This window comes from Allobosea massiliensis (assembly GCF_042655245.1).
In the GTDB taxonomy this organism is placed as follows: domain Bacteria; phylum Pseudomonadota; class Alphaproteobacteria; order Rhizobiales; family Beijerinckiaceae; genus Allobosea; species Allobosea massiliensis.
Genome location: NZ_JBHSLU010000063.1, coordinates 241,837 through 256,163, shown reverse-complemented (window position 1 = coordinate 256,163; position 14,327 = coordinate 241,837). Strand labels below are relative to the sequence as shown.

Below are 14,327 nucleotides of genomic sequence, written 5' to 3'. Positions count from 1 at the left end.
GCGCCTCAGAGCACCGCCAGCGAGATGGCCGGCACCAGCGCGATGGCGAGCAGGCCGAGCAGCAATGCGCCGAGATAGAACCAGACCGTCTTCATCGCCGCGTCGGGATCGACCTTGCCGATCGAGCAGGCGATGTAGTGGCCGATGCCGATGGGCGGGGTGAACAGGCCGATATTCATCGAGACGACCACGACCATGGCGTAGTGCACCGGGTGGATGCCGAGATCCTTGGCGATCGGGAACATCAGCGGCGCCAGCAGCACGATCGCCGGCAGGCCCTCGAGCAGGCAGCCCAGCGTCAGGAAGACCGCGATCGTCACCGCCATGTAGACGATCCAGCCACCCGGCAGCCCCTTCATCACCGCGGCGAGATACTGCGCGAAGCCGGTCTGGGTCAGCACCCAAGCGGCGGCCGAGGCCGTGCCGAGGATGATCAGGATCGCGCCGGTCATGGCGGCGGTCTCGATCAGCATGCGGTACGTCTGGGCGGCCTTGAGCCCGCCATAGAGGATCATGCCCGCGATCAGCGCGTAGACGACGGCGATGGTCGAGACTTCGGTGGCCGTCGCAACGCCCTCCGTCACCGCGCCGCGGACGAGGAAGGGCAGGACGAGCGCCGGCGCCGCGATCACCAGCGCCTTGCCGATCACCGAGACAGGCGCCCGGCGCACACCCTCCAGCGCCTCTCCCCGCGCCTTCCAGCGGGCGGCGATGGCGAGGATCAGCAGCAGGAAGAAGGCGACGACGAAGCCGCTGGCGAAGAGCGCCGCGATCGAGATGCCCGCGACGGAGCCGATAACGATGAGCACGATCGAGGGCGGCACCGTATCGGCCATGATCGCGCCCGTGCCGAGCAGGGCGACCATCTCCTCGGGCTTGTTGCCGCGGCGCTTCATCTCGGGGAAGAGCGCCGGCGCGACGGTGGCCATGTCCAAGACCTTCGAGCCGGAGATGCCGGAGACCAGATAGAGCGAACCGAGCATCACATAGGACATGCCGGCCCGGACATGGCCGAACATCGAGGCGAGGAAATCGACGATCGCCTTGCCCATGCCCGTCGCATCGAGAATGCAGCCGAGCAGCACGAAGACCGGCACCGAAAGCAGGATCAGGCTCGACATGCCCTCATCCATGCGCCCGACGATTACCGTCACCGGCAGCTTGGTCGAGAAGACGAGGAAAGCCATCGCGCCCGCGCCGAAGCAGAAGGCGATCGGCACGCCCATGGCGAGGCAGAGCGCGATGACACCGACGAGCAGGATCAGGATATTGGCCTTGCCGAGCCCGGCCAGCACCGGCGAGAGCAGCCAGAGCAGCCCGATGGTGGCCGCCACCAGCACCAGCGCTGTCACGAGGTCGCGGCGCGGCGCCTCGGTCCAGAGTTTCACCGCCAGCACGAACAGCATCAGCGCGATGCCGATCGGGATGCCGGCGATCCGCCAGGCGGTCGAGATGTTGAGCGCCGGGGAGGTCACCGGAAACTCGTCGATCCAGTGCTCGATCGCCGAGGGCAACAGCGCGGCGAGGAAGGCGCCGATGACGACGAGGCCAGTCGTCTCCAGCAGCGCGCGGGCGCGCGGGCCAACCGCGTTGATCACCAGCGCCAGGCGCAGATGCTCGCCGCGATCGATGGCGATGACCGCGCCGAGCATCACGATCCAGAGGAAGAGGAAGGAGGCGATCTCGTCGGCCGCCGTGATCGGCGAGGACAGGACATAGCGCCAGAACACGGCGACGAGGACGAGCCCGATCAGCCCGACCAGCAACAGCGCGGCGAACGCTTCCAGCGGCGCCATCAGGAAGCGAAGCCGCGCAGACGGGCGCGGCGGCACCTGTTCCTCGATGGCGAAGGCCTGGGTTTCGCTGATCGGCGTGGCGTCTGTCATCGCTGTCTCGCTGGGGATCGACGCTGGACAAGGCGGCCGCGCCTCTCGGCGCGACCGAATGATGAAGGGCGTCAGGCGAGCGTGCCGACGGCTTCTTCGAGCAGGGCCCAGGGCTCGTCACCGAACTTGCCGCGCCATTCCTTGTAGAAGCCCGCCTTCGACAGCGCGTCGCGGAAGGGCGCCGGGTTCACATCGTTGAAGATCATGCCGGCGGCGGCGAGATCCTTCTGAAGTGCGATGTTCTGGGCGGCGACGTCGGCGCGCTCGGCCTCGCAGGCGCTGTTCAGGACGCGGGAGACAGTCGCCTGGATATCGGCCGGCACCTGGCCCCAGGCGCGGCGGTTGATCAGGAACCACCAGCCATCCCACATATGGTTTGTGACGGAGCAGTATTTCTGCACCTCGAAGAGCTTGGCCGCAGAGATGATCGCCGGCGGATTCTCCTGCCCGTCCACAACCTTGGTCTGGAGCGCCGAATAGACCTCGGCGAAGTTCAGGCCGGTTGGCGAGGCCCCCAGCGACTTGAACAGCGAGAGCCAGAGCGCGCTGACCGGCACGCGGATCTTCATGTTCTTCAGGTCTTCGGGCTGGACGATGGGCTTGGAGCTGTTGGTGATCATCCGGAAGCCATTGTCCCAGATCTTGTCCATGACGACGAAGCCGCCGCGGGTGATCTGCTGGCGCAGATGGGCGCCGAGCTTGCCGTCCATCGCGCTCCAGAGCGCCGGATAGTCCTTGAAGGCGAAACCGACGCCGGAGATCGCAGCGGCGGGAATGATCGTCGAGAGCACGTTGACGCCCGAATTCAGGAAGCATTCGAGCGCACCCGAGCGCAGCTGCGAGAGCATGTCGGAATCGGCGCCGAGCTGGTTATTGGGGAATAGCTGGAACTCGAATTTGCCGTTGGTCTGCTCCTTCACCTGCTCGGCCGCCTTGGTGAGGTGGACGTTCAGCGGGTGCGAGGCGGGAACGTTGGTGCCGATCTTGAACGTGTGCTCGGCAGCGTGGGCATAGCGCAGCGGCAGCGCGGCAGAGATCGCGCCTGCGCCGGCGAGGGTGGCGAAGCGGCGCCGGCTGATGGAAAGCGTCATCGTTGTATCCTCCCGTTTGTTTTTGGTTGGTGGGCCGTTCAGGACGACGGCGCGGCCTTGCCGCCGCGGAACATCAGTCCCGCCTCGCGGAAGCCGCCATCGACATTGAGGGTGTGGCCGTGGACGTAGCGGGCCTCGTCGGAACAGAGGAACACCGCCGCATCGGCGATTTCCTCCGGCGTGCCGTAGCGCGTCATCGGGATCAGGTAGTTGTAGGCGGCGCGGGTGGCTGCATCATGGGCGAACTTCGCCATCTCGGTCTCGATGGCGCCGGGCGCGATGTTGTTGACGTTGATGCCATATTCCGCGAGTTCGACAGCCATCACCTTGGTCAGCAGCTCGAGCCCCGCCTTCGCTGCACCATAGGCGCCGCGGCCATGGCCGCCGCGCTGGCCCGAGAGCGAGGCGATGTTGATGATCTTGCCGGAGCGCTGCTTCGCCATCACCCGCGCGCAGGCCTGGGCGACGAAGAAGGCGCCAGTCAGGTTGATCGCGATGGTGCGGTTCCAGGTCTCGGCGTCGATCTCAAGGAACGGCGTGTTGCCGCCGATGCCGGCATTATTGACGAGGATGTCCAGCCGGCCGTAGCGGGCGACGATGGCGTCGATCAGCGCCGTCACAGAGCCCTGGTCGGCGACGTCGACCGCCGCCGCCATGCCTTCGGACGCGCCAAGACCGGCCAGCGCCTGACGGGCGCCCTCCTCGTTGATGTCGGCGAGCACCGGAACGGCTCCTTGCGCCGTCAGAGCGCGGGCGATGGCGAGGCCGATGCCCCGCGCGCCGCCGGTCACCAGGGCGATCTTACCTTTGAGCCTGCCCATCGCGTCCGTTCCTGTCCCTTGCCCGTTCATGCGGCGCCGCCTCGGCGGACTGCGTCGAAGACATCGTCGCCGCCGACCTGGCCGCCCTTGAGCACCAGTTCGAGCCCGTCCCGCTCCGACTCCGGCGCATGGGCGCGGCAGAGCGGCGCGCCGGGCGCAACCGGCGCGATTGCGGTCAGCGCGTCGATGCCGAGCTGGCCTGCCGCATGGCTCGAGGTGTCGCCGCCCGAGATCACCGCGCGCGTCAGCCGGGTCTCGCGCAGCACGCGATCCAGGATGGTGCCGAGCGCCGCGCCGATCCGGTCGTTGACCGCTTCGATCGTCAGCCCGGCGGTAGCCACCGCCTCGCGCAACCGCGCGACCGCCGGATCGTCGGGCCCCTGGACGGAAAAGACGAGCGGGCTTTGGCCCTCCGCCAGCGCCGCCAGCGCGCGATGGGTCGCAGCCTCGATTTCGCTCTCCCAGGCACGAGCATCGACCGCGCGCTCGGCCGCGATGCGGATCGGCGCGAAACCCCGCTCCTGCGCCGTGGCGATCTGCCGGGCAGTGACCGGGGACACCGAACCGGACACGACCGCGATCTGCACGACCGCCCCCGGCGAGGCCAGGGCCGGCGCGGCCGGCAGCAGGCCGGCGGCGCGCCAATGCGCGACGAGCGCCGCCTCGACGCCCTGCGAGCCGATGGCGAAACAGGGCCGTCCGGCGCGCTGCCAGAGCAGCCGGCCCGCCTCCTCCAGAGTCTGCGCATCCAGGACGTCGATCGAGACGATGGCTGCGCCATCCGCGAGGGCGGTATCGAGCGCGGCGTCGCCCGCGCCCCGCTTCATCGCGACGAAATCGACGAGGCCGATGGGCAGGTTGGTCTGGCGGGCGAGATGGCGGCCAAGATCGGCCTCGTCCATCGGCGTCACCGGATGGCGTGCCATGACGGGATGCCGGTCGAGCCGGTAGCCGCGGCCATGGGACAGCGCGAAGAGATGGCCGAAGCTCTGGAAGCGACCCATGCCGGGTTCGCCGACGACGAGCGGGATCCAGCCCTTGAAGAGCCGCGCACCGATCTCCGCGGCACGGCCGATCGAGCCGATATGGGGGGCGGAGTCGAAGGTGGAGCAGACCTTGTAGTGGAGGATGGGCGCACCGAGCGCCTTTAGCCCGGCGAAGATCGGCGGAAGGTGCTCATCCATCCAGGCCGGGCTGCGCGAGCGCGCGACGCCGGCGATGCCGATACCGCGGCAATGCCGGAAGGCCGCCAGGCGCTCCGGCGTCGGCGGGGTGAGGAACAGCACCGTCTCAAGACCGGCGAAGGCGAGCGCCTCCATCGAGGCGGAGGAGCCGGTGAAATCATCGCCATAGAAGGCGACGAGCGGCCCCGCCGGGAGGGGTCGCAGCGCGCTCACGCCGCAATCTCCAGCGCCCGGCCGAGTTCCGGATGGGTGCGGGCGTGCTCGGCGAGCGGAATGCCGGCGATCGCCGCCGCCCAGGCCTCGCGCAGCGAGCGCACCCCCGCCGCGACCCCGTCGGGATGGGCCATCACACCGCCACCGGCGGTCATGAGCAGGTCGGTGCTGCCGAGCGCGGCATAGGTGCCGTGCGCCTGCCGCACCGTCTGGCCCGACGAGAACACCGGCATCACCGTGCAGGGCTTGTCGGCGAACATCGGCGTCAGGCATTCGCGGGCCGAGGCGATGACGCTGTCGTCGGTCTCCGAGAACTTGTTGGAGAGCCCGTTGACATGCATGTGGTCGGCCCCCGCCAGGCGCCAGAGCTTCTGCCAGGCGACATAGGACCAGCCCAGCATCGGGTGGCGCGAGAGATAGCCCCAGCCATTGCGATGGGCGTGGATCGGCAGCTGGGCGAAGCGCCCGAGCTCGATCATCCCGACGAGGCCGACCGAGTTCAGGCTCGCCATCAGGCAGGTGGCGCCATGGGCGAGCAGCGTGTCGTGGCGGCGGCGCATCTGGTCGAGATCGCCGGTCAGGTTGAAGGCGAACATCGGCTTGCGGCCGGTACGGTCGGCATGGCGCTCGATCACCGCCATCACCGCGGCGACGCGCTGGTCGAAGGGGCAGGCCGGCCCGTCGGACTGCAGCTCGTCGTCCTTGATGAAGTCGATGCCGGCACCGCACAGCTCGTCGACGAGCGCGGCGGTGGCGGCCGGACCGAGCCCGACACTGGGTTTGATGATCGTGCCGATCAGCGGGCGCCCCTCCACCCCGGCGAGGCGACGCGTGCCGGCGATGCCGAAACGCGGGCCGGGATAGGCTGCGGCAAAGGCCGCCGGCAGGCGGATGTCGAGGATGCGCAGGCCGCTGGCGGATTTCAGCTCGAACAGGTTGCCGGCGACGGTGGCGAGCAGATTGGGCAGGGACGGGCCGATATTGGCGAGCGGCCAGGACAGGGTGACGCGCGCCCGGGTGATCCGCTCGTGGGGTGGGCTCGGGACGTTTGAGGGCAGCGAGCGGCCTGGAACGTCGCGCTCCAGGATATCGAGCGCCACCACCCGTGCAGCGGCGCGCGACTTCAGCTCCGGCGTCTCGCCGGGAATGGCGACGAAGGTGCCACTCGACTGCTCGCCCGCCATCGTCTCGGCGGCGCGCGCGGGATCGATCGGGGTCTCCAGCAGATAATCGGCCTCGAAGCGGTCCGTCAGCATCGATCGCGTCCTCTCAGGCCACGCGGCAGGTCAGGCCGCCATCGACCGGCAGCGCCACGCCGTTGATGTAGGCCGCTTCGTCGGAGGCGAGAAACAGCGCCGCATGGGCGATGTCCCAGGCCGTGCCCATCTTGCCCGTCGGGCTGGCGGCGTCGCGGGCCGCGATCATCTCTTCGGTGCTGGCATACTGCCCGGCGATCTGCTGGTGGATCAGCGGGGTGTTCATCATGCCCGGCATGATCGCGTTCACGCGGATGCCGTCGCGGGCATATTGCAGTGCCAGACCCATGGTGAAGTTGTTCACCGCCGCCTTGGCCGCGTAATAGGCGCTGTAGGGATAGCCCGTGTAGCGGATCGCAGCGACCGAGGAGACGTTGATGATCGCGCCCTTCTTCCGGGCGAGCATATGCGGCAGCACATGCTTGGCGGCGAGGAAGCAGGTGGTGACGTTGAGGTCCAGCGTGCGGTGCCAGTCGGCCTCGTCGAGCTCGATCGGCCCGCCCATCCCGGCATAGCCGACATTGTTGTGCAGCACGTCGATCCGACCATGGGCCGCGACGATCCCGGCCACCAGCGTCGCGACCTCGTCGGATCGCGTGGCGTCGCAGGCATGGGCGCTGGCGCGCCCGCCCTCGGCGGTAATGATGGCGACCGTCTCTTCGGCGGCAGCGCGGCTGACGTCGATGCAGGCGACCTGAGCACCCTCCCGAGCGAAGACGGCGGCCGTCGCCTTGCCATTGCCCCAGCCGGGCCCGACCGAACCCGCGCCGAAGACGATGGCGATCTTGTCCTGAAGCCGTCCGGCCATGCGCGCCTCCAGCCGCAGTCCCACGCCACCGCGGATGCGGAGCCTGGACTCATCGGCGTTTCCTCTTGGCGGGCGTCTGACGTTCGCTTGGTCACGCCGTCGGGGCGCTCCCTCTCCTCGCGTCTTCCGAGCCTGCTCGTTCGTCTCGTTGATCACAGGCTAAGACACGAGGCGGCGAGAACGACATCCCAATTCGACGCCGGCTGCTGTAAGGTTTTCTCACAGCAGAAGGCCCCTCCCCGATGGCATCTCCCCGCCTCCCTCTCAATGCGCTGCGCGCCTTCGAAGCGACGGCGCGGCTCAACAGCATGTCCGCCGCCGCAGCCGAACTGGGCGTCACACACGGCGCGATCAGCCGGCATGTCCGCAGCCTGGAAGCCGAGTTCGGCGTGCCGCTTCTGAAGAGACTGCCGAAGTCGGTCGAGCCGACCCAGCAGGGCGGGCAGCTCGCCGCGACGCTAGGCGACGCCTTTGCGCGCATGCAGCAGGGCGTGGCGGCGCTGGCACCCCTGCCCCTCACCCTTTCCTGCTCGGCCACGATCAGCATGCACTGGCTGATTCCCCGGCTCGGCGCGTTCAAGCGCGCCAATCCGGATGTCGAGATCCGGCTGAACCTCAACTATGGCGAGGTCGACTTCCTGCGCGACGAGATCAGCCTCGCCATCCGCTCGACGATGTTCAAGGCGCCGCAGGACGTGATCATCCGGCCGCTGCTGCGTGAGCGCGTCGGCCCGGTCTGCCACCCGGACTATGCGCAGCGGCTCGGGCTGAAGCAGCCCGCAGACCTGGCGCAGGCGAGGCTCCTCGGGACGGCGACGCGAGTCCATGCCTGGCGGGAATGGATGGACGCCTTCGGCTATCGCGGCGAGCCCCTGCAGCCGCAGGACAGCTTCGAGCATTTCTACCTGCAGAACCAGGCGGCGGCCTGCGGGCTCGGTGTCGCGATCGCCCCTGAGATTCTGGTCGAAGGCGAGATTGCGCGCGGCCATCTCCTCGCGCCCTTCGGCTTCGTCGACGGGCCGCACGAGCTCAATCTCTGGATCGCGCCGCATCTGCGCAGCCGGCCCGACGTAAAGCGTCTGGCCAACTGGATCGAGGAGACGATGCGCGCCTGACCCCGCAGCGACGGCCGGATCAGGACAGGCGCCGGTCCTGGATGTCGGCAATGCGCTCGAGCAGCGCGCGATGCTCGGCCAGCAACCCCTGCAGCGGCGTCAGGGGGCGGAAGGCGCGCTGGTCCAGCGCCTCCTCGCCCTCCTCGGCCCAGGCGTCGATCGCCGCATCGGCGGCCGCGAGATGACGGGCTGAGGCCGCAGTGGCGCCCTCTTCCCGGGCGATGACGCCGGCGATCTCGCCGCGCAGCCGCTGCTCCGCTGCGATCACCGCGTCGAGTTCGTCGGTGTATCTCGACACGATCAGGCCGTCGGCTACTGGATGACCCCGCGCTTGTCCAGGCCGTCGATGTTGCAGCGGCAGGGTGCGCCGCGCGGGGCCGGCGGCACCGGGCAAGAGCCACGTGAGGTCACGCAGAACGCGCCACCCCGACCGCCCTCTCGATAGCGCGGACGCTCTTCGTAATAACGGGGACGGTCGTCATAATAGCGAGGACCGCGATCATAGCCCCGGTCATAGCCGCGATCGTAACCCCGGTCGTAGCCACGGTCATATCTCCGGCGATCATCGTCGCGGTCGTAGCGGCCATCGGGCTGGGCCTGCTGCTGCCACTGGCGCTGCGACGGGGGCGGCGGGGGCGGCGCTTCGCGTCCGCCACCCGGACGGATGCTGGCGAAGGGATCGTAGACCTGCGCGCCCGCCGGCAGGGCGCCGAGCAGAAGCGCACCGGCGAGGACGATCCGGACGAGCTTGGACATCATCATGCAGTCTCCTGGCGTGGCCCATCCGCACGCGGTGGCTTGGGGGGATGGCCGTTGTGCCTTTCGTAGCGCAAGCCGGATGAATGGCGGCTGAAACGCGCCGCGGCGCGACGTCGCGCCTCAGGCGTCGTCGTCACGCTCTCGCGACGACGGGCCGTTCTCGTCGAGTTCGAGCGGCGCGCCAGGAATCACATAGCTTCCCTTCAGCCAGCGCCCGAGATCGATGTCGGCGCAGCGCGCCGAACAGAACGGCTTGTAGCGGGGCTGCGCCGGCTTGCCGCAGATGGCGCAGGGCTTGAGCGGCTTCGCCGGCGGCGGTTGGATCGCTGGCGGCGTGTTCTCGTTGTCAGCCATATTTGAGCGTAATCCCTCCATCGACGACCATGTCGAGGCCGGTGACATAGCGCGCTTCGTCGCTCGCCAGGAACAGGGCCGCGTAGGCGACATCCCAGGCCTCGCCCATATGGCCCATCGGCACCTGCGCGTCACGCGCCGCCCACATCGCCTCGACATCACCCTCGCCATAGGCCTGGGCGAGACCGGCGGAGTGCGCGACCATCGGCGTCTTCATCAGGCCGGGCAGGATCGTGTTCACTCGGATCTTCTGCGGGGCGTATTGCACGGCGGTTGTCCGTGTCAGCTGGTTCAGGGCCGCCTTGGTGGCGGAATAGCTGGCATACGGAACGCCAGTGTGGCGGATCGAGGCGATCGACGAGATGTTGATGATCGAACCGCCCTGCCCGCTCTCTTCGAACTGGCGCAGCATGACCGGGATGACATGCTTCATCGCCAGAAAGGCGCCGGTGAGGTTCACCCTGAAGACGCGGTCCCAGACCTCCTCCGGCAGGTCGACGACACCGCCGACCTCAGCGATGCCGACATTGTTGTCGAGGATGTCGATGCGGCCATAGCGGCCGAGCGTCCGCGCGACGAGATCGGCGACCTGCTCGGCCTTGGTGACATCGGCGTGGACGGCGAAGGCCTGGCCGCCCTCGTTCTGGATGATCGCCGCCGTCTCCTCCGCGGCGTCGCGGTTGATGTCCGCGCAGATCACTTTGGCGCCTTCGCGGGCGAAGACGGTGGCGGTGGCCTTGCCATTGCCCCAGCCCGGCCCGATCGACCCCGCCCCGGCCACGATCGCGACCTTGCCCCTCAGACGTCCCGACATGCGCGCTCCTCCCTGTGGCGCGCCTTGTGAGGCTGGCGCGCTGCTCATGGCCGCAGGATCGGGGCTCGGGGCCTGCGGTGCAAGACGCGCGGTTCGTGAGTACTTGTCAGAGCGTGCAGCCGGGGGTCTGATCCGGACAGCCCGAACTTGTCTGTGCCCGCCCCAGGCGAGCGCAGCGAAGGACACGCCGAAGCCCATGTCGCCCGCCGATCGCGCCCCGGACGAGCCGCCCGCGAGAGGGCGCCAACGGGTTTGTCTCGCCGGCGCAACCGGGACGATCGGCCGGGCCACGGCAGCGGCGCTGCTGGGCAGGGGGCATGAGGTGGTCTGTGTCGTGCGGCCGGGCCCACCGGGACGGACCGAACCTCCTCCCGGCGCAGCGATTCGGGTGGTCGATCCGTCGGACCTCGCGGCACTGATGCGCGACGGGTTTGCGGGAGAGCGCTTCGACGCGCTGGTGTCGTGCATGGCCTCGCGCACGGGCGCGCCCGCCGACGCCTGGGCGGTCGATTACCGGGCGCATCTGACCCTGCTGGAGGCTGCCCGGCAGGCGGGCGTCACGCATTTCGTGCTGCTGTCCGCCATCTGCGTTCAGAAGCCGCTGCTGGCCTTCCAGCAGGCGAAGCTCGCCTTCGAAGCGGCGCTGACCGCCTCGGGGCTGCGCTACTCGATCGTCCGGCCGACCGCCTTCTTCAAGTCGCTCTCGGGGCAGATCGGGCGCGTGCGGGCGGGCAAGCCCTTCCTGCTCTTCGGCGACGGGCGCCTCACCGCCTGCAAGCCGATCAGCGACCGCGACCTCGCGGATTTCATCGCAGGCTGCCTCGATGACGAGAGCCGGTGGAACCGCATCCTGCCGATCGGGGGGCCGGGCGAGGCGATCACGCCCCTGCAGCAGGGCGAGGCGCTGTTTGCGCTGCTCGACCGCCCGCCCCGCTTCCGCCATGTCCCCGTCGCGCTGCTCGATGCGATCATCGCGGGATTGAACATCGGGGGCCGGGTGATCCCGTCCCTCGCCGCCAAGGCCGAACTGGCCCGGATCGGCCGCTACTACGCCACCGAGTCGATGCTGGTGCTGGACCCGCAGACGGGCCGCTACGATGCGACGGCGACGCCCTCGACCGGCACGGATACGCTGTTCGACTTCTACCGCGCCGTTCTCAGCGGAGCCGCCGCGCCGGAGCGCGGCGACCACGCGGTGTTCTGACGGGAAGCCCTAGAACTCGTCCCAGCCGCTCGCCTGCGGAGCGCCGTTGACGACCTGCTTCGCGGCCCTCGTCGGGGCGAAAGCCGCCGCCGCGAGTTTGCGCAGTCGCTCGGGCTCGGAGGCCGGGGCGCCGCTTCTGCCATCGCCTCCCGACCGCGCGATGACCGCGAGACCGGCCTGGTGACTGGTGCGGAAGGCAGCGACCAGTTCATTGAGCTCGCCGATCTTCGCGAAGAGCGAACCGGCGGAAGCGGCGCTCTGCTCGGCGAGCGAGGCGTTCTGCTGGGTCATCTGGTCGAGTTGCGCGACGGCCTGACTCATCTCGTCGACGCCCGTGGCCTGCTGCGCGGCGGCGGCCGAAATCTCGACGATCGTGTCCGAGACGGCGCCCGAATCGACCACGATCTGGGTGAGCGCGTCGCCCGCCCGGCGCACCAGCGAGACGCCCTGCTGAACCTGGACGTTCGACGAGGCGATCAGAGCGGCAATGTCCTTGGCGGCCTCGCCCGACCGTTGCGCCAAAGTGCGGACCTCGCTGGCGACGACCGCGAAGCCGCGACCCGCCTCGCCGGCGCGGGCGGCCTCGACCGCGGCGTTGAGTGCCAGCAGGTTGGTCTGGAAGGCGATGTCGTCGATGACGCGGATGATGTCGGAGATCTTGTGCGAGGCGTCCTCGATCATCCCCATCGCCTCGACCGCCTGGGTTGCGATCTCGCCGCCGGAGCGGGCGCTCGACATGGCGCGAGCGGCGAGGTCGGCGGCCTGCCGGGCCGCCTGGGCGGAGGCCTTGACGGAAGCCGCCATCTCCTCGCTCGTCGCCGCCGTTTCCTCCAGGGCCGAGGCCTGCTGCTCGGTGCGCGAGGACAGGTCATGCGCGCCGGACTTGATGTCGGCCGACTTGGCCTGCGCTTCGGCGGACGCCGCCTTGATCGTCGTCATGGTGCGCGCGAGCGTCTCGACGGTGTGGTTGAAGTTGTCCTTCATGCCTTCGAAGATCGTCGGCACCGCGCGATCGATGCGGACGCCGAGATCGCCGGCGGCGAGCCTGTCGAACGCGTCGCCGAAAAGACCAACGACCTCCTGCTGGGAGGTGCGGATCGCCTCCGCCGCGACTTCGGCCTGCTTGGCCTCGGCTTCGAGCCGCGCCTTCTCGGCGGCCTCGAAATAGACGCTGACCGCCAGTTCGATATCGAGCAGAACCACCTTGCTCAGGCTGGCCAGCGAATCGGCGAGTTGGTCGCTGTCGTCGCCGCCTCCGAACCAGCCCTTGCGACGGCTCTGGGCGGAGATGGCGGCACGGATCAGATCCTCGAGGACCAGCGCATAGCCGCCGATATACCAACGGGGTTCAAGGCCGATGCGGGCATGGGTCTGACCAACGGTGGAGACGCGCCGATAGTAATCGTCGCCGAATTCGCCCTCGACGATAATGTCCCAATGCGAGATCTGGCGATCCCGCGCCGACTTCATCATGGTTTCCGAGGAGAAGAACTTGCGCGTCTCGGGATACCGCTTGATGTGTTCGTAAAAGCGCGCCAGAGCGACCGGCATCTGGGCGGCCACGATGGGCTTCAGGCGCTTGACGTCGTCTTTCGTCTTCTGGTCGATCTGCAGAAAGTCCAGGCGGTCGTGAATGGGCGACGTCACAGGGGCTCCTCCAGGGAACGAGAATTATCTGGCATAGTTTTGGGCGAACGGCCGCTGCACGCGCGCCGGCGCCAGCAGGCAACACCCGCCAGCCGACAGATTACAATAAGAAAACACTAATAAATGATTAAATCGAAATTTTAGACACTAACAAACGTGCATTCCATTACGTCATCTCAAATTTACACAGCGTCTATTCAATTTTACACTGCTACCGTCAAATGCTGCTGACACTCTCCCCTGCGGCAGCTCCCGGCCGGGGTTCAGCCGACATTCATCCAGCCGAAGCGGACCGGAAAGCCCTCGCCGCCCAGCAGGTTGACGGTTTCGTGCAGGGGCAGACCGACGACGGCGCTGTAGGAACCGACGAGTTTGACGACGAAGGAGCCGGCGATACCCTGGATGGCATAGCCGCCGGCCTTGCCGCGCCACTCGCCCGAGGCGAGATAGGTCTCGATGTCCTCGGTCGACAGCCGCTTGAAGCGCAGCCGCGTCTCGACGACGCGCTCGCGCACCGCCCCGCCCGGCGTCACCAGGGCGACCGAGGTGTAGACCCGGTGGGCGCGGCCCGAGAGCAGGCGCAGGCAGGCGGCGGCCTCATCGACGATCTCGGCCTTGGGCAGGATGCGGCGACCGACCGCGACGACGGTGTCGGCCGCGACGATGTAGCAGCCTTCGAGGTCCGGCCGTGCGGCGGCGCCGATGCGGGCGGCTTGGGCCTTCTCGCGTGCGAGACGGCGCGAAAGATCGCGCGGACGCTCGCCTTTCAGCGGTGTCTCGTCGAGATCGGCCGGCAGCAGCGCATCGGGCTTGAGGCCGACCTGTTCGAGCAAAGCGAGCCGGCGCGGCGAGGCCGAGGCCAGGACCAGCATCGGGCGCCAGCCGGGATGTTTGGGAGCGGCGAAAAGATTCAAGGGAAACCAACCGGTTGGGCGCGGACCGGGCGCCGCGCGGCACTGCCATGGCTCTAGAGCATTTTTGATGGCGGATAAATCCGCCCTTCTTCGCCCCGCGTCGGACGCGCCTCACTGCCCCGATTTTGGCCACACCATTCCCTGTGCGCATATTTGATGCAGGCCATCGCCCTCTGTGCGATTGCATGTCGCCGACGGCGGGCGCACAGTCACGGGTCGCTGGATCATCAAGGCCCGCCCCGCGTTGGGTTCAGGGCGATC

14 protein-coding genes are annotated in these 14,327 nt (G+C 68.5%); 2 read left to right on the top strand and 12 right to left on the bottom strand.

Annotated elements, in window-relative coordinates; genetic code table 11:
• Window positions 1-5: 5 nt before the first annotated feature.
• The 6 genes from ACFPN9_RS19030 to ACFPN9_RS19005 form a co-directional block, all read right to left on the bottom strand.
• Complete coding sequence (locus tag ACFPN9_RS19030) at window positions 6-1,886, bottom strand: TRAP transporter large permease (protein WP_066725258.1); 1,881 nt, start codon at window positions 1,884-1,886, stop codon at window positions 6-8.
• Window positions 1,887-1,957: 71 nt separating this feature from the next.
• Entirely contained in the window at window positions 1,958-2,977 is a 1,020-nt protein-coding gene (locus ACFPN9_RS19025; protein WP_066725255.1) for a TRAP transporter substrate-binding protein, read from the bottom strand.
• Window positions 2,978-3,015: 38 nt separating this feature from the next.
• On the bottom strand, window positions 3,016-3,798 hold the full coding sequence (locus tag ACFPN9_RS19020) for an SDR family NAD(P)-dependent oxidoreductase (RefSeq protein WP_066725252.1): 783 nt from the start codon (window positions 3,796-3,798) through the stop codon (window positions 3,016-3,018).
• Between the two features lie 26 nt (window positions 3,799-3,824).
• Complete coding sequence (locus ACFPN9_RS19015) at window positions 3,825-5,195, bottom strand: four-carbon acid sugar kinase family protein (protein ID WP_066725249.1); 1,371 nt, start codon at window positions 5,193-5,195, stop codon at window positions 3,825-3,827.
• Window positions 5,192-6,451 carry a ribulose-bisphosphate carboxylase large subunit family protein gene (locus ACFPN9_RS19010; protein ID WP_066725247.1) on the bottom strand — a complete coding sequence of 420 codons (1,260 nt, stop codon included), beginning with the start codon at window positions 6,449-6,451 and terminating at the stop codon, window positions 5,192-5,194. Before ACFPN9_RS19010 ends, ACFPN9_RS19015 begins: the two co-directional genes overlap by 4 nt.
• A 13-nt stretch (window positions 6,452-6,464) precedes the next feature.
• Entirely contained in the window at window positions 6,465-7,259 is a 795-nt protein-coding gene (locus ACFPN9_RS19005) for an SDR family NAD(P)-dependent oxidoreductase (protein WP_066725348.1), read from the bottom strand.
• A 242-nt stretch (window positions 7,260-7,501) separates the two neighbouring features.
• On the opposite strand from ACFPN9_RS19005, the gene ACFPN9_RS19000 reads away from it, so the two are divergent.
• Entirely contained in the window at window positions 7,502-8,374 is an 873-nt protein-coding gene (locus ACFPN9_RS19000; RefSeq protein ID WP_066725244.1) for a LysR family transcriptional regulator, read from the top strand.
• Between the two features lie 19 nt (window positions 8,375-8,393).
• Here ACFPN9_RS19000 and ACFPN9_RS18995 read toward each other — a convergent pair whose 3' ends face one another.
• The 4 genes from ACFPN9_RS18995 to ACFPN9_RS18980 all read right to left on the bottom strand — a co-directional run bounded on the left by ACFPN9_RS18995 (window position 8,394) and on the right by ACFPN9_RS18980 (window position 10,301).
• Complete coding sequence (locus ACFPN9_RS18995) at window positions 8,394-8,672, bottom strand: hypothetical protein (protein ID WP_066725241.1); 279 nt, start codon at window positions 8,670-8,672, stop codon at window positions 8,394-8,396.
• A gap of 14 nt (window positions 8,673-8,686) precedes the next feature.
• Window positions 8,687-9,136 (bottom strand): hypothetical protein, encoded by a 450-nt coding sequence (locus ACFPN9_RS18990; protein WP_066725238.1) that lies wholly within the window; start codon window positions 9,134-9,136, stop codon window positions 8,687-8,689.
• A 117-nt stretch (window positions 9,137-9,253) separates the two neighbouring features.
• Entirely contained in the window at window positions 9,254-9,487 is a 234-nt protein-coding gene (gene yacG, locus ACFPN9_RS18985) for a DNA gyrase inhibitor YacG (RefSeq protein WP_066725235.1), read from the bottom strand.
• Window positions 9,480-10,301, bottom strand: coding sequence for an SDR family NAD(P)-dependent oxidoreductase (locus tag ACFPN9_RS18980; RefSeq protein WP_066725233.1), 822 nt, complete (start codon window positions 10,299-10,301; stop codon window positions 9,480-9,482). The genes yacG and ACFPN9_RS18980 overlap by 8 nt, the downstream gene beginning before the upstream one ends.
• A 196-nt stretch (window positions 10,302-10,497) precedes the next feature.
• Between ACFPN9_RS18980 and ACFPN9_RS18975 the strand changes: the two genes are divergently transcribed.
• The gene (locus ACFPN9_RS18975) at window positions 10,498-11,505 is read left to right on the top strand and encodes an NAD(P)H-binding protein (protein WP_066725231.1); all 1,008 of its coding nucleotides are present in this window, start codon (window positions 10,498-10,500) and stop codon (window positions 11,503-11,505) included.
• 9 nt (window positions 11,506-11,514) lie between these two features.
• Here the strand turns inward: ACFPN9_RS18975 and ACFPN9_RS18970 are convergent, their stop codons facing one another.
• A complete protein-coding gene (locus ACFPN9_RS18970) occupies window positions 11,515-13,152 on the bottom strand; it encodes a globin-coupled sensor protein (protein WP_066725229.1) in 1,638 nt (545 codons plus the stop codon).
• A 263-nt stretch (window positions 13,153-13,415) separates the two neighbouring features.
• Window positions 13,416-14,024, bottom strand: a complete 609-nt coding sequence (locus ACFPN9_RS18965; RefSeq protein WP_066725227.1) for a Maf-like protein — start codon at window positions 14,022-14,024, stop codon at window positions 13,416-13,418.
• Window positions 14,025-14,327: the final 303 nt, after the last annotated feature.

Excerpts from the sequence above, each read along its gene's own strand:
- ACFPN9_RS19030 (WP_066725258.1), bottom strand. The coding sequence starts at position 1,886 with ATGACAGACGCCACGCCGATCAGCGAAACCCAGGCCTTCGCCATCGAG.
- yacG (WP_066725235.1), bottom strand. The coding sequence starts at position 9,487 with ATGGCTGACAACGAGAACACGCCGCCAGCGATCCAACCGCCGCCGGCG.
- ACFPN9_RS18980 (WP_066725233.1), bottom strand. The coding sequence starts at position 10,301 with ATGTCGGGACGTCTGAGGGGCAAGGTCGCGATCGTGGCCGGGGCGGGG.
- ACFPN9_RS19000 (WP_066725244.1), top strand. The coding sequence starts at position 7,502 with ATGGCATCTCCCCGCCTCCCTCTCAATGCGCTGCGCGCCTTCGAAGCG.
- ACFPN9_RS18975 (WP_066725231.1), top strand. The coding sequence starts at position 10,498 with ATGTCGCCCGCCGATCGCGCCCCGGACGAGCCGCCCGCGAGAGGGCGC.
- ACFPN9_RS19010 (WP_066725247.1), bottom strand. The coding sequence starts at position 6,451 with ATGCTGACGGACCGCTTCGAGGCCGATTATCTGCTGGAGACCCCGATC.
- ACFPN9_RS19020 (WP_066725252.1), bottom strand. The coding sequence starts at position 3,798 with ATGGGCAGGCTCAAAGGTAAGATCGCCCTGGTGACCGGCGGCGCGCGG.
- ACFPN9_RS18990 (WP_066725238.1), bottom strand. The coding sequence starts at position 9,136 with ATGATGATGTCCAAGCTCGTCCGGATCGTCCTCGCCGGTGCGCTTCTG.
- ACFPN9_RS19025 (WP_066725255.1), bottom strand. The coding sequence starts at position 2,977 with ATGACGCTTTCCATCAGCCGGCGCCGCTTCGCCACCCTCGCCGGCGCA.
- ACFPN9_RS19005 (WP_066725348.1), bottom strand. The coding sequence starts at position 7,259 with ATGGCCGGACGGCTTCAGGACAAGATCGCCATCGTCTTCGGCGCGGGT.
- ACFPN9_RS18965 (WP_066725227.1), bottom strand. The coding sequence starts at position 14,024 with ATGCTGGTCCTGGCCTCGGCCTCGCCGCGCCGGCTCGCTTTGCTCGAA.